Source organism: Leucobacter tenebrionis (genome assembly GCF_019884725.1).
Taxonomy (GTDB): domain Bacteria; phylum Actinomycetota; class Actinomycetes; order Actinomycetales; family Microbacteriaceae; genus Leucobacter; species Leucobacter tenebrionis.
Genome location: NZ_CP082322.1, coordinates 1319547 through 1331766 on the forward strand (window position 1 = coordinate 1319547; position 12220 = coordinate 1331766).

10 protein-coding genes are annotated in these 12220 nt (G+C 69.3%); 3 read left to right on the forward strand and 7 right to left on the reverse strand.

The annotated features are described in order from the left end of the window. Positions 1-11 precede the first annotated feature (11 nt). Complete coding sequence (locus tag KVY00_RS06300) at positions 12-1046, reverse strand: type II secretion system F family protein (protein WP_255572797.1); 1035 nt, start codon at positions 1044-1046, stop codon at positions 12-14. Next, a complete protein-coding gene (locus tag KVY00_RS06305) occupies positions 1043-2044 on the reverse strand; it encodes a CpaF family protein (protein WP_223044841.1) in 1002 nt (333 codons plus the stop codon). Before KVY00_RS06305 ends, KVY00_RS06300 begins: the two co-directional genes overlap by 4 nt. A gap of 257 nt (positions 2045-2301) precedes the next feature. On the opposite strand from KVY00_RS06305, the gene acs reads away from it, so the two are divergent. Next, a complete protein-coding gene (acs, locus tag KVY00_RS06310) occupies positions 2302-4290 on the forward strand; it encodes an acetate--CoA ligase (RefSeq protein ID WP_223044842.1) in 1989 nt (662 codons plus the stop codon). A gap of 136 nt (positions 4291-4426) precedes the next feature. On the opposite strand, the gene KVY00_RS06315 is transcribed toward acs, so the two are convergent. Continuing rightward, the gene (locus KVY00_RS06315; protein WP_223044843.1) at positions 4427-4903 is read right to left on the reverse strand and encodes a RidA family protein; all 477 of its coding nucleotides are present in this window, start codon (positions 4901-4903) and stop codon (positions 4427-4429) included. A 1-nt stretch (position 4904) separates the two neighbouring features. Then, on the reverse strand, positions 4905-5072 hold the full coding sequence (locus KVY00_RS06320) for a DUF4177 domain-containing protein (protein ID WP_017883616.1): 168 nt from the start codon (positions 5070-5072) through the stop codon (positions 4905-4907). A gap of 111 nt (positions 5073-5183) precedes the next feature. Between KVY00_RS06320 and KVY00_RS06325 the strand changes: the two genes are divergently transcribed. Together KVY00_RS06325 and KVY00_RS06330 are read left to right on the forward strand one after the other, a co-directional pair. Next, the gene (locus tag KVY00_RS06325; protein WP_255572798.1) at positions 5184-7862 is read left to right on the forward strand and encodes a transglycosylase domain-containing protein; all 2679 of its coding nucleotides are present in this window, start codon (positions 5184-5186) and stop codon (positions 7860-7862) included. Next, complete coding sequence (locus KVY00_RS06330) at positions 7855-8898, forward strand: metallophosphoesterase (protein WP_255572799.1); 1044 nt, start codon at positions 7855-7857, stop codon at positions 8896-8898. Before KVY00_RS06325 ends, KVY00_RS06330 begins: the two co-directional genes overlap by 8 nt. 266 nt (positions 8899-9164) lie before the next feature. On the opposite strand, the gene KVY00_RS06335 is transcribed toward KVY00_RS06330, so the two are convergent. From KVY00_RS06335 to KVY00_RS06345, 3 genes are all read right to left on the reverse strand, one after another. Further along, the gene (locus tag KVY00_RS06335; RefSeq protein WP_223044844.1) at positions 9165-10232 is read right to left on the reverse strand and encodes an aspartate-semialdehyde dehydrogenase; all 1068 of its coding nucleotides are present in this window, start codon (positions 10230-10232) and stop codon (positions 9165-9167) included. Between the two features lie 20 nt (positions 10233-10252). Next, entirely contained in the window at positions 10253-11530 is a 1278-nt protein-coding gene (locus KVY00_RS06340; RefSeq protein ID WP_223044845.1) for an aspartate kinase, read from the reverse strand. Positions 11531-11648: 118 nt separating this feature from the next. Further along, complete coding sequence (locus KVY00_RS06345; RefSeq protein WP_223044846.1) at positions 11649-11948, reverse strand: hypothetical protein; 300 nt, start codon at positions 11946-11948, stop codon at positions 11649-11651. Positions 11949-12220: the final 272 nt, after the last annotated feature.

Below are 12220 nucleotides of genomic sequence, written 5' to 3' on the forward strand. Positions count from 1 at the left end.
CCTCGCGCGTCTCACACCCCCAGCATCGCTATCAGCACGGGAACGACGCCGAGCACGATGAAGGCTGGGAGCACGCACACTCCCAGCGGCACGAGCACCCGCACGCCGAGTTTCTCGGCGGCCCGCTCGAGCTCCGCGTGCGACCGCATGCGCGCGGCACCGGCTTCCTCTAGCAGGAGGGGCCGCAGGGGCGTGCCGGTGCCGGAGGAGACATCCAAGGTTCTCGCCAGCAGCCCCGAACTCTCGAAAGCCGCGAACGGCACCCACTCCGCGCCCAGCGAGTCGACGGCGTCGACGGTGCGGAGTCGCGCCGTCGCGGGAGGCGCGCCGCCCCCGAGCGCGATCCAGACGAGTTCGAGTTCGATCCCGCCGACGCGGTCCTCACGCGCGACGCTCCGGTGCAGGCTCCGACTCCAGGCGACCCCGGCTGCGAGCAGAACGGCCCCCGAGCCGAGCAGCGCCGCCCCGATCGGGCTCAGCAGCACCGGCAGCGGGTCGAATCCCAGCAGCGAGCCGAGCAGCAGTGCCAGGGGCGGTAGGGACGACACGAGCCTCACCGTCGCTCTCGGCCCGGCGAGCAGCACCTCTCGGCGCTCCCGCAAGCGCTCCAACTCCCGCAGCGCCGATCCGATCCGGTGCAGCGCGGGAGTCAGCGGCGCCCCGCTCTGCTCGGCGAGACGCCACGCGACGGCGAGGATCCGCCACTCCGGGTCAGCGCAGGCGGCGAGCGCCTCCGGCGGCGACAGGCCCCCGGCGATACGGTCCGCGATCCCGGCCTCGCGGTCTGCGCCGGTCTCCGCGGTGGCCCGCGCCAGAGCCCGGCTCGGGGACACCCCGCCCCGCAGCATCGACGAGCAGCGCAGAGCGACCTCGGCGGCGGAGGCATTCGTCGGCGACGTCGCCGCCCCAGCGTCGCCGATGCCCGTACCGCCGCTCCCCCTCCGCGTCGGCGCGCGCAGCGATCGAGACGATCGCAGCAGCGCCGGTAGCCCCAGCAGCACCCGCCGCACCATCAGCAGCGGCTCCCGTCTCCGCTCCGGGTTCACGGCCGCACCTCTTCGATTCCGAGCAGCCCCGCGCCGTCGAGCACGAGTTTGCCGACGCCTGCCACCCGGTGCCCCGTTCGCGCCCGCTCCAGATGGATGACCCCGTGCAGTGCCGAGACCGCCTGACGCGCGAGCGCGCGCGGCTCGAGCCCGGCGAGCGCGCCGAGCGCCTCGAGCCTGGCCGGAACATGCGTGATCCGGCTCGCGTGCAGTGTGCCCGCGCTGCCGTCATGACCCGTGTTGAGCGCGGAGAGCAGCGTCGCGACTTCAGCGCCTCTGCACTCGCCGAGCACGATCCTGTCGGGCCGCATGCGCAGCGCCTCCCGCAGCAGCCGGTCGAGGGTCACCTCCCCCACTCCCTCGGCGCTCGATTGCCGCGTCTCCAGGGAGAGCGCGTGCGGGTGCCGCAGCCGCAGTTCGGCGACGTCCTCGATCACCAGGATCCGCTCTCGCGGGTCGGCGAGATCCATGAGCGCGGCCAGCACCGCGGTCTTGCCGCTCCCGGTGCCTCCCGTGACCAGCAGGTTGCGACGAGCCGCCACGGCGTCGCGGAGCGCGGCCCCCATGACCGGATCGCAGAGCCCGCGGCGTACCAGCGCGTCGAAACTCAGGGGGCCGATCCTGGGCACCCTGATCGAGACCGCTGCCCCCTCCACCGCGACCGGCGGCAGCACCGCGTGCACTCGGATCCCGTCGCCGAGCCGCACGTCGGCGCAGGGATTCAGCTCGTCGATGTGGCGCCCGCCCGCGGCGATCAGCTCGGTGGCCAGACGCCCCACGGCGGCGGCATCCGCGTGCCAGCCGGTGACGGCCTCCAGCCTGCCGCTCCGATCGACCCAGAGCTGTCCCCGTCCGCCGCGCACCTGCACCAGCACATCTCTCAGCTCGGGGTCGTCGAGCAGCGGAAGTAGGCCGCCGAGCGCGCGTTTCGCCGCGATCCCGAGCCCGCCGGTACGGGCGGGCGGGGCACGGAGCGCGGGGGCGGGATCAGCGGTCATGCCCCAAGAAAAGCAGCCCTCAGGCGCCGTCGCGGCCGATTCGCTCCGATTGTGGACAAGTCAGTCGCATTCGCTCGATTCGCCTCGTTGTGAGCGGAGTATGGGGCAGATACGGAGCAGCAGAGCGAACAGATCGCGGGAGCACGAGGGCCCCGAAACGGTATAGCCTGAAACTGCAATAATCGCGTGCTTCGCGGGTTCGACCGCCAGAGTCGCTCCCGCGAGCGCTACACCGGCAACAACGGATAAGGGCGTCCATGACTGACCAGAACGGCACCATCGAAAGTCACCCGCTGCAGCATCGCGAGGAGGTGGAGGTATACCCGCCGACACCCGAGTTCCGCGCGCAGGCGAACGTGAACGATCCGTCGACGTACTGGCGGGCGGCGGAAGATCCCGAAGCCTACTGGGCGGAACGCGCGCGGCAGCTCAAGTGGACCAAACCGTTCACCGAGACCCTGGACTGGTCGAACCCGCCGTTCGCGAAGTGGTTCGCCGACGGCGAGCTGAACGTGGCTGCGAACTGCCTGGATCGCCACGTCGCAGCGGGCCTCGGGGAACGCGTGGCGATCCACTTCGAGGGCGAACCGGGCGATACGCGCACGCTGACCTACGCCGAACTGACCTATGAGGTGAAGCGGGCCGCGAACATGCTCACGAGCCTCGGCGTCTCGGCGGGCGACCGTGTCGCGATCTACATGCCGATGATCCCCGAGACCGTGATCGCGATGCTCGCGGTGGCCCGGCTCGGAGCGGCGCACTCCGTCGTGTTCGGAGGTTTCAGCGCCGAGAGCCTGCGCGCCCGCATCGACGACGCACAGGCCGAGCTCGTCATCACCGCTGACGGGGGCTATCGGAAGGGCCGCGTCTCGGCGCTCAAGCCCACGGTCGACGACGCGCTCGCCCTCGACACCGGCACGCCGCTCTCGGTCGAGCGCGTGCTCGTGGTGCAGCGCGGCGGCAACGACGTGGCGATGCAGCAGGGGCGCGACCTGTGGTGGCACGAGGAGATCACCTCGTTCGACGGCCAGCACGAGGCCAAGGGATTCCCCGCCGAGAACCCGCTGTTCATCCTCTACACTTCCGGCACGACCGGCAGGCCGAAGGGCATCCTGCACACCTCCGCGGGCTACCTGACGCAGGCGTCGGCCACGCACAGCGACGTGTTCGATCTCAAGCCCGAGACCGATGTCTACTGGTGCACCGCCGATGTGGGCTGGATCACCGGTCACAGCTACGTCGTCTACGGTCCGCTCGCGAACGGCGCCACCCAGGTCATGTACGAGGGCACTCCCGAGACGCCCGACTGGGGTCGCTGGTGGTCGATCATCCAGAAGTACGGCGTCACGATCTTCTACACCGCCCCGACCGCGATCCGAGCCTGCATGAAGGTCGGACGTCAGGTGCCCGAGCAGTACGACCTGTCGTCGATCCGCGTGCTCGGCAGCGTCGGAGAGCCGATCAACCCCGAGGCGTGGCGCTGGTACCGCGAGGTGATCGGCGGAGGGCAGGCCCCCATCGTCGACACCTGGTGGCAGACGGAGACCGGCGCGATCATGATCGCCCCGATGCCGGGACTCACCGGTTTGAAGCCGGGCAGTGCGCAGGTGCCGCAGCCGGGGATCACCGCCGCCGTCGTCAACGAGCAGGGCGAGCAGGTGGATCACGGCCAGGGCGGTCTGCTCGTGGTGCAGCGTCCGTGGCCGTCGATGGTGCGCACCATCTGGGGAGACGATCAGCGGTTCATCGACACTTACTGGTCGAAGTTCGACGGCCAGTACTTCGCGGGCGACGGCGCTCGCTACGATGACGACGGCGACATCTGGCTGCTGGGCCGGGTCGACGACGTGATGAACGTCTCGGGCCACCGGCTCTCGACCGCGGAGATCGAGTCCGCGCTCGTCGAGCACCACGCGGTCGCCGAATCCGCGGTCGTCGGCGCCGACGACGAGACGACCGGGCAGGCGGTCGTGGCGTTCGTGATCCTGAAATCGCAGCAGACCCTGCTCACCCCCGAGGAGGCCGAGACCGCCCTCAAGAAGCACGTCGCCGAGCAGATCGGCGCCATCGCCCGCCCGAGGCAGATCTTCGTGGTCACCGAGCTGCCCAAGACGCGCTCGGGCAAGATCATGCGCCGCCTCCTCAAGGATGCGGCCGAGGGCAAGGAGATCGGCGACACCACCACGCTCGCCGACACCTCTGTCATGCAGACGATCTCGGCCCGCGTTCGCAGCGAGAGGGGCTAGGAGCAGCGCTCGTAGGCGCACCGACTACGAGCGCTGCTCCCGGAGCGAGCCGGCGAAGAGCCGTCGCCCGCGAACGAGACGAGGGGCGGATCCGCGCAGTGCGGATCCGCCCCTCGAGCGTTCAAGCGCGAGTCGCTCAGTCCTCGACCTTGAACACGAACTCGATCTCGACCGGGGCGTCGAGCGGCAGCACGGAGACGCCCACCGCCGAACGCACGTGGATGCCGAGGTCGCCGAAGACGCGGCCGAGGAACACCGAGGCGCCGTTGGCGACGCCCGGCTGGCCGGTGAACGAGGGATCGGACGCGACGAACGCGGTCACCTTGACGACCTGCACGATCTTGTCGAGCGAGCCGATGACGCCGCGGACGGCGGCGAGGGCGTTGAGCGCGCAGAGACGCGCGAGCTCCTCGGCCTGCTCGGGCGAGACGAGACCCTCGCCCTCTCCGACCTTGCCGGTCGCCGGCAGCCCGCCGTTCACGAAGGGCAGCTGGCCCGCCGTGTAAACGTAGTTGCCGTCGCGCAGGGCGGGGACGTAGGCGGCCACGGCCGCGGCTACCTCGGGAACCTCGAAGCCGAGATCGCTCAGGCGCTCCTCGATCACAGACGTCATTTCAGGCCTTCCTCTTCAGATATGCGACGTTGCCGCCGGCCGGGCCCTCGATGATCTGCACCAGTTCCCATCCCTGGGCTCCCCAGTTGTTGAGGATCTGTGCCTCGTTGTGCAGCAGCAGCGGCGTGACGAAGTACTCCCAGCGAGGTGCTTCGGTCGATTCACTCACGTGCGGATCTCCCTCGGTATGCGGTGACGATACGGTCCGGACGACGGCGCGCACGACCGCGAAGCCGCCCGCATTGCTGTTTTTTCAGCTATGTCGCCTACCCTAGATTCTATGACCCGTCAGACATCCATGTCCGCGCGCGTGCGCACTTTCAGGCCACGCAGCGCGGGAGGTGCCCTCGGCGGCATCCTCGGCGCAATCGCCATGAGCGTCATCGCCGGGGTGCTCGTCACCGCAGCCGTCACCCCCGTCGTCGCGCTGAGCGGGCACACCGCGAAGACAGCCGTCGATATCTTCGAGAAGCTCCCGAGCCACCTCGACCCGGGCCAGCTCGCCGAGCCGTCCACGCTCTACGCGACGGGCGCCGACACGACGGTGTACGAGCTCGCCACCTTCTACGATCAGAACCGCGAGACGGTCGAGTGGGACAGCATCTCGCAGTTCGTGAAGGACGCGGCGGTCGCCGAGGAGGATCCGCGGTTCTACACCCATGGCGGCGTCGACATCCTCGCGACGAGCCGCGCCGTGCTGCAGAACGCCGCCGGGCAGAGCCTCTCGGGCGCGTCTACCATCACCATGCAGTACGTGCGCAACGTGCTCATCCAGGAGGCGTACTCGATCCTCGACAAGGATGAGCGCGACAAGGCTTACGAGGACGCGATGCGTCAAGACGCGGATCGCAAGCTCAAGGAGATGCGCTACGCGATCAGCATCGAGAAGCAGTACTCGAAGGACGACATCCTGCTCGGGTACCTCAACATCGCCCTCTTCGGCCGCCAGATCTACGGCATCGAGTCGGCAGCGCAGTACTACTACGGCAAGTCGGCGAAGGACGTGTCGCTCGCCGAGGCCGCGAGCCTCGTCGCGATCGTGAACAATCCGTCGCTGTACCAGCTCGATGTTCCCGACAACCTCGACGCGAACAAGGAGCGCCGCGACAAGATCCTCGGCAGCATGCTGCGCCACGGCAAGATCACCCAGGCGCAGTACGACGAGGCCGTCGCCACCCCGATCGAGCCCAAGATCACCCCGCGCGTGCAGGGCTGCTACGTCGCCGAGCAGAACTTCGGCCTCGGCCACTTCTGCGATTACGTGCTGCGCTACATCAAGCAGGATCCCTCCTTCGGCGATACCCCCGAGGAGCGCCAGTTCAGGTTCAACCGCGGCGGCTTCCAGATCTACACGACGATCGACCTCGACATGCAGGCGGCGGGCCTCGAGGCGATGCGCAACACGGTTCCGGCACTCATGGACGGCATCAAGGTGGGCGGCGCGAGCGTCAGCACGCAGGTCGGCACCGGTCGGGTGCTGGCGATGGTGCAGAACCGGCCCTTCAACGACGCCGACGACTTCTTGAAATCGAACCCCGAGTACACCACGGTGAACTACAACACCGATGAGGAGTACGGCGGCTCGAGCGGTTTCCAGGTCGGTTCGACATTCAAGCCGGTCACTCTCGCCGAGTGGATCCGCACGGGGCACTCCGTTCAAGACAGAGTGAACGTGAACAGTCGCTCGGTGCAGGAGAGCAGCTTCCAGGCCTCGTGCCTGCCCGACGGGGTCTACGGCTACGGATCGTTCAAGTTCACCAACGACAACGAGGGCACACGCGGCAACCAGTCGGTGCTCACGGCCATCGCGCGATCCGTCAACGGCGGTCTGGTCTCGATGCAGCAGCGCATGGATCTCTGCGACACCTTCGCCACCGCTCAGAAGCTCGGGATCCACCGCGCCTCCGATCAGCCGCGATTCACGCAGGAGGAGGCCGATGCCGGCTACATCAACCAGGAGCAGGTCGGGCAGATCCGGGTTCCGACCCTGAACGGCGATGACCGCGACCTGTCGGTCGTGCCCTCGAACGTCTACGGCGGCATCGACGAGATCGCCCCGATCACCATGGCGACCGCCTACGGCGCGTTCGCCGGCGACGGCACGGTCTGCACACCGGTGCCGATCGATCAGATCCTCGACTCGAACAACGAGCAGGTGAAGTTCACCAAGAGCAAGTGCACCGAGGCGCTCTCCCCCGAGGTCGCCGCGGGTGTGGCCTACGCGCTCGAGTACACGGTCAACAACGGGCTCGCGAGCCATGCTCGCTCGGCTACCGGCATCCCGCACCTCGCGAAGACGGGTACCACGGACGACGTGGTCGATAACTGGACCGTCGGCTCGAGCACGACGGTCTCGACCGCCACCTGGGTGGGCAACGCCGACCCGATCCAGCTGCCCGACGGCACCTGGGCGCGTGTGTCGACCATGCCCTTCGGCAACCTCATGTACGCCGACCAGACGATCTGGCCGGCCATGATGAACGTGGCCGACCAGAAGTATGGCGGCTCTGCGTTCCCCGAGCCCTCGCAGGCGTCGATCCGCCAGACGATGGTCACCGTCCCCGATGTGAAGGGCAAGTCCTTCGACGAGGCATCGAAGATGCTCAACGATGTCGGGTTCTCCGTCGTGGACGGCGGCGAGGTCGACTCCTCCGTCGCACAGGGTCTGGCGGCCAGCAGCGATCCTGCCGGCGGCTCGTCGGTGCCGCTGGGCTCGGCGGTGACCGTCTACCGCAGTAACGGCCAGGCTGCGGAGGTTCCCGGCGGGCTGGTCGGCGAGACGGGCAACGACGCGAAATCCACCCTGAATCGGGCCGGGTTCTCGTCGGTCGCCTTCGCGTGCGAGGCCGGCGGCAAGGCGAACCCGCGCAAGGACGAGGTCGTATCCGTCTCCCCCGAGAGCGGCTCCGAGGCTCGAGTGAGTTCGCGGATCACGCTGACCCTCTCGTGCGATGACTAACGCCGTGTCCACGTCTCGACGCTCCGCTGCGGCCGTTCTCGGAACGGCCGCAGTCGGCGTCGCCGTCTGGTCCACGCTCATCGAGCGGCGCCTCTTCACCGTGCGGCGGCACACGCTGCCGTTGCTGGGCGAGGGCGCGGCCCCGCTTCGCGTGCTGCAGCTCTCCGACCTGCACCTCGCCCCCTGGCAGACCCGCAAGATCGAGTGGGTGCGCTCCCTCGTGGAGCTGCGCCCCGACCTCGTGGTGCTGACGGGCGACCTCATGGGGCACCTGGAGGCCCGCCCGGCACTGCTGCGGGCTCTGGCGCCGCTCATCGAGCACACCCCCACGGTGTTCGTGCACGGATCCAACGACTACTACGGCCCGATCCTCAAGAATCCGGTCAAGTACCTCAAGGAGCCGAGTCGCCTCAGCACCCGCGAGCCCGACATCGATAACGCCGCGCTGACCAAGGGCCTCGAACAGCTCGGCGCCATCGATCTCAACAACTCGGCCGCGCGCCTCGAGATCAAGGGCACCCGAATCGAGCTGCTCGGCCTGAACGACCCGCATATCCGCTTCGACGATCCGAGCGCGATGCGGGATGCGCTGAGCGCACTCGTCGTCGAAGGCGCAGCGGAGTCACCTGCCCCTGCCGAGTCCTCGGCGAAGTCTCCCGCTGACGGCGGCGCCCCGGCCTCAGCCGCTCCCGCTGAGAGCCCGATCCTCCCCACCCCGTCCGAGACCGCGCCCCTGCGCCTCGGCGTCGTGCACGCGCCCTACCAGGAGGCGCTCGGCGAGCTGCTGGACGACCGGGTCGACCTGATTCTCGCCGGCCACACCCACGGCGGCCAGGTGCGCGTGCCCGGTCTCGGCGCGCTCACGTCGAACTGCGACCTGCCCACGGCTCAGGCGCGGGGCCTCAGCGTCTGGTACGACGCGCACCACGCGGCCTTCCTGAACGTGAGCGCCGGGCTCGGCAATTCGATCTACGCCCCCGTCAGGTTCGCCTGCCGCCCCGAGGCCACGCTCATCACGCTCGAGGCAGCTCGGTAGCCGCCGCCGGTGCGCGCGGGCGGCCCCGACCTCAGGCGGGCGGCCCCTGGCCCAGGCGGGCCGCCCCAGGCATGCCGCCCCGGCCGGCTCCCCGCTGCGCGCCCGAGTCCCGGTGCGCCCGGGCCCCGCTGCGCGCCCGAGTCCCGCTGCGGCGCCCGGGCCCCGCTGCGCCCGCGCCCCGCTCGGGCTGGGAACGCACACGCGCCCCGCTGACAGACGAAAGCGGGGATGCAGATCAGGATCCGCACCCCCGCTCCCCGCAGCGACTACGCCGCGAGATTGGCCGCAACCGCCTCCGCGATCTGCACGGCGTTGAGAGCCGCGCCCTTGCGCAGGTTGTCGTTCGAGATGAAGAGCACCAGGCCGCGCCCCTCGGGCGCCGACTGGTCCTCGCGGATGCGTCCCACGAACGAGGGATCCTGGCCCGCCGCCTCAAGCGGAGTCGGCACATCGCTCAGCTCGACGCCGGGGGCCTGAGCCAGCACCTCTCTCGCGCGCTCAGCGGAGATGGGGCGCGCGAACTCGGCGTTGATCGAGAGCGAGTGCCCGGTGAAGACCGGAACGCGCACGCAGGTGCCCGCGACGAGCAGATCGGGCAGCTCGAGGATCTTGCGGCTCTCGTTGCGAAGCTTCTTCTCCTCGTCGGTCTCGCCGGCGCCGTCATCGACGATGGACCCCGCGAGCGGCAGCACGTCGAACGCGATGGGCTTCACGTAGACCTCGGGTTCGGGGAGGGCGACGGCCGAGCCGTCGTGCACGAGGCGCTCTAGGTCGCCGGACTCGACCGCGGCGACCGCCTGGTTCGCCAGCTCGCGCGCACCGGCGAGCCCCGAACCCGACACCGCTTGGAAGGTGGTGACGATCAGGCGTTCGAGGCCGGCCTCGCTGTCGAGCACCTTCATGACGGGCATGGCGGCCATGGTGGTGCAGTTCGGGTTCGCGATGATGCCCTTGCCCGCCGCGACGATGCCGTCGATCGCGTGAGGGTTGACCTCGCTCACCACGAGGGGCACCTCGGGATCGAGGCGCCAGGCGCTCGAGTTGTCGATGACGATCGCGCCGGCCTCGGCGAACTCCGGCGCGTACTTCTTGGAGGCGGTGCCGCCCGCCGAGAAGAGCGCGATGTCGATGCCGCTCTTGTCTGCGGTCTCGACGTCCTCGACCGTGATCGACTCGCCGCGGAACTCGAGCACACTGCCCGCGGAACGGGCGCTCGAGAAGAGACGAAGGCTCTTGATCGGGAAGTCGCGCTCGTCGAGCAGGCGGCGCATGACCGCCCCCACCTGACCGGTCGCGCCGACGACCGCGACGTTGAAGCTCTGCTGCTCTGCCATGTGTTTCTCCTTCTGGCGGCCTAGCGGCCGGTGCCGGCGTAGACCGTCGCCTCGGTGTCGGAGTCGAGGCCGAAGGCGGTGTGGAGCACGCGCACGGCCTTGTCCATGAGGTCGGCCCGGGTGACCACCGAGATGCGGATCTCGGAGGTCGAGATCATCTCGATGTTGATGTCGGCCTCGTACAGTGCGCGGAACAGCTGCGCCGACACTCCCGTGCTGGTGCGCATGCCCGCGCCCACGACGGCGACCTTGGCGATCTGATCGTCGTACTGCAGGCTTTCGAACTCGAGGGTCGCGCGCTCGGCTTCGAGCGCCTCGATCACGCGGCGGCCGTCGCCGAGGGGGATGGTGAACGAGATGTCGGTGCGGTTGGTGTCGGCTGCCGACACGTTCTGCACGATCATGTCGACGTTGGCGTGCGTCTTCGCCACGATCTCGAAGATCTGGGCGGCCTTGCCCGGAGCGTCGGGCACTCCGCCGACCGTGACCTTGGCCTCGCTCTTCTCTGCGGCGATACCTGTGATGACCGGCTCTTCCACCTGATCTCCCTTCGGATGCCCCTTCTCGGGGTCGTAGACGATAGTGCCCTGCTCGTCCGAGAACGAGGAGCGGACGTGCAGTGCGACGCCGTGCCGGCGGGCGTACTCGACGGCGCGCAGGTGCAGTACCTTGGCGCCGGAGGCGGCGAGCTCGAGCATCTCCTCCGCCGAGATGGCGTCGATCTTGCGAGCCTTGGGCACGATTCGGGGATCCGTCGTGAAGATGCCATCGACGTCGGTGTAGATCTCGCAGACGTCGGCGCCCAGCGCAGCTGCGAGGGCCACCGCGGTCGTGTCGGATCCGCCCCGCCCGAGCGTGGTGATGTCGCGGGAGTCTCGACTGAAACCCTGGAAGCCCGCCACGATCGCGACAGCGCCCTGTTCGAGTGCCTCGCGAACGCGCCCGGGCGTCACGTCGACGATCTTCGCGGAGCCGTGCTCGGCGGTCGTGATCATGCCGGCCTGGCTGCCGGTGAACGACAGTGCCTCGATCCCCATCCCCTTGATGGTCATCGCGAGCAGCGCCATCGAGATGCGCTCCCCCGCGGTGAGCAGCATGTCGAGCTCGCGCGGGGCCGGGATCGGGGTGCACGCAGCCGCCAGGTCGAGCAGCTCGTCGGTGGTGTCGCCCATGGCGCTCACGGCCACGACGACCTCGTTGCCTGCTCGGCGGGTCTCGACGATGCGCTTTGCAACGCGCTTGATGCTCTCCGCGTCAGCGACTGACGAGCCCCCGAATTTCTGCACGATCAACGCCACGCGGGTCCTCCTCAAAACTACGCGAGAGGCCAGTCTACCGGAAGGCGGGGCGCGCATCAGACGCCTTCCGCGTGCGCTCCTGCGACGAACCGTGCGACGGACCGTGCGGCGGGCCGGCTCAGGCAGCCTCCGCGATCGCCGAGCTCCACACGCCGACCAGCGCTACGGCGGCCATCATCAGCATGCAGGCGGCCATCCACCACAGCCTCCGCTGCCGCTTCTCGACGGTGAATCTGATCGCGACCATCGCCGCGTAGAGCACGATCACGGCTGCGATGGTCGTCACCGCCAGCGGCATGGAGGGGCCGCCGCCGAGGGCCAGGGCGACGAGCGGGATCAGGCTCAGCGCGGCGAAGAGACCGCCCATCACGAGCCAGATCCTCCCCGTCGAGGTCTGGAGTGCGGGCTGGTTGGTCATGCTGGTCGGGTCGCGACGCCGGCGCTCTTCGGCGGAAAGGCCTCGCGGATCCCGCGGCTCCCTCGGATCTCTCGGCTCCTGCGGGCCCATCGGCTCCCTCGGATCTCTCGGCTCCTGCGGGCCCATCGGATCCCGCGGCTCTCGCGGGCTTCGCGGTTCCCGCGGATCCCCTGAACCCCGCGGTTCCTGCGGATCCCGCGCTCCCCGAGGCTCTTGCCCGTTCATCGTCATTCCCTTCGCGCTGCTCGCATGTCCACGCATCCAGGGTCGCG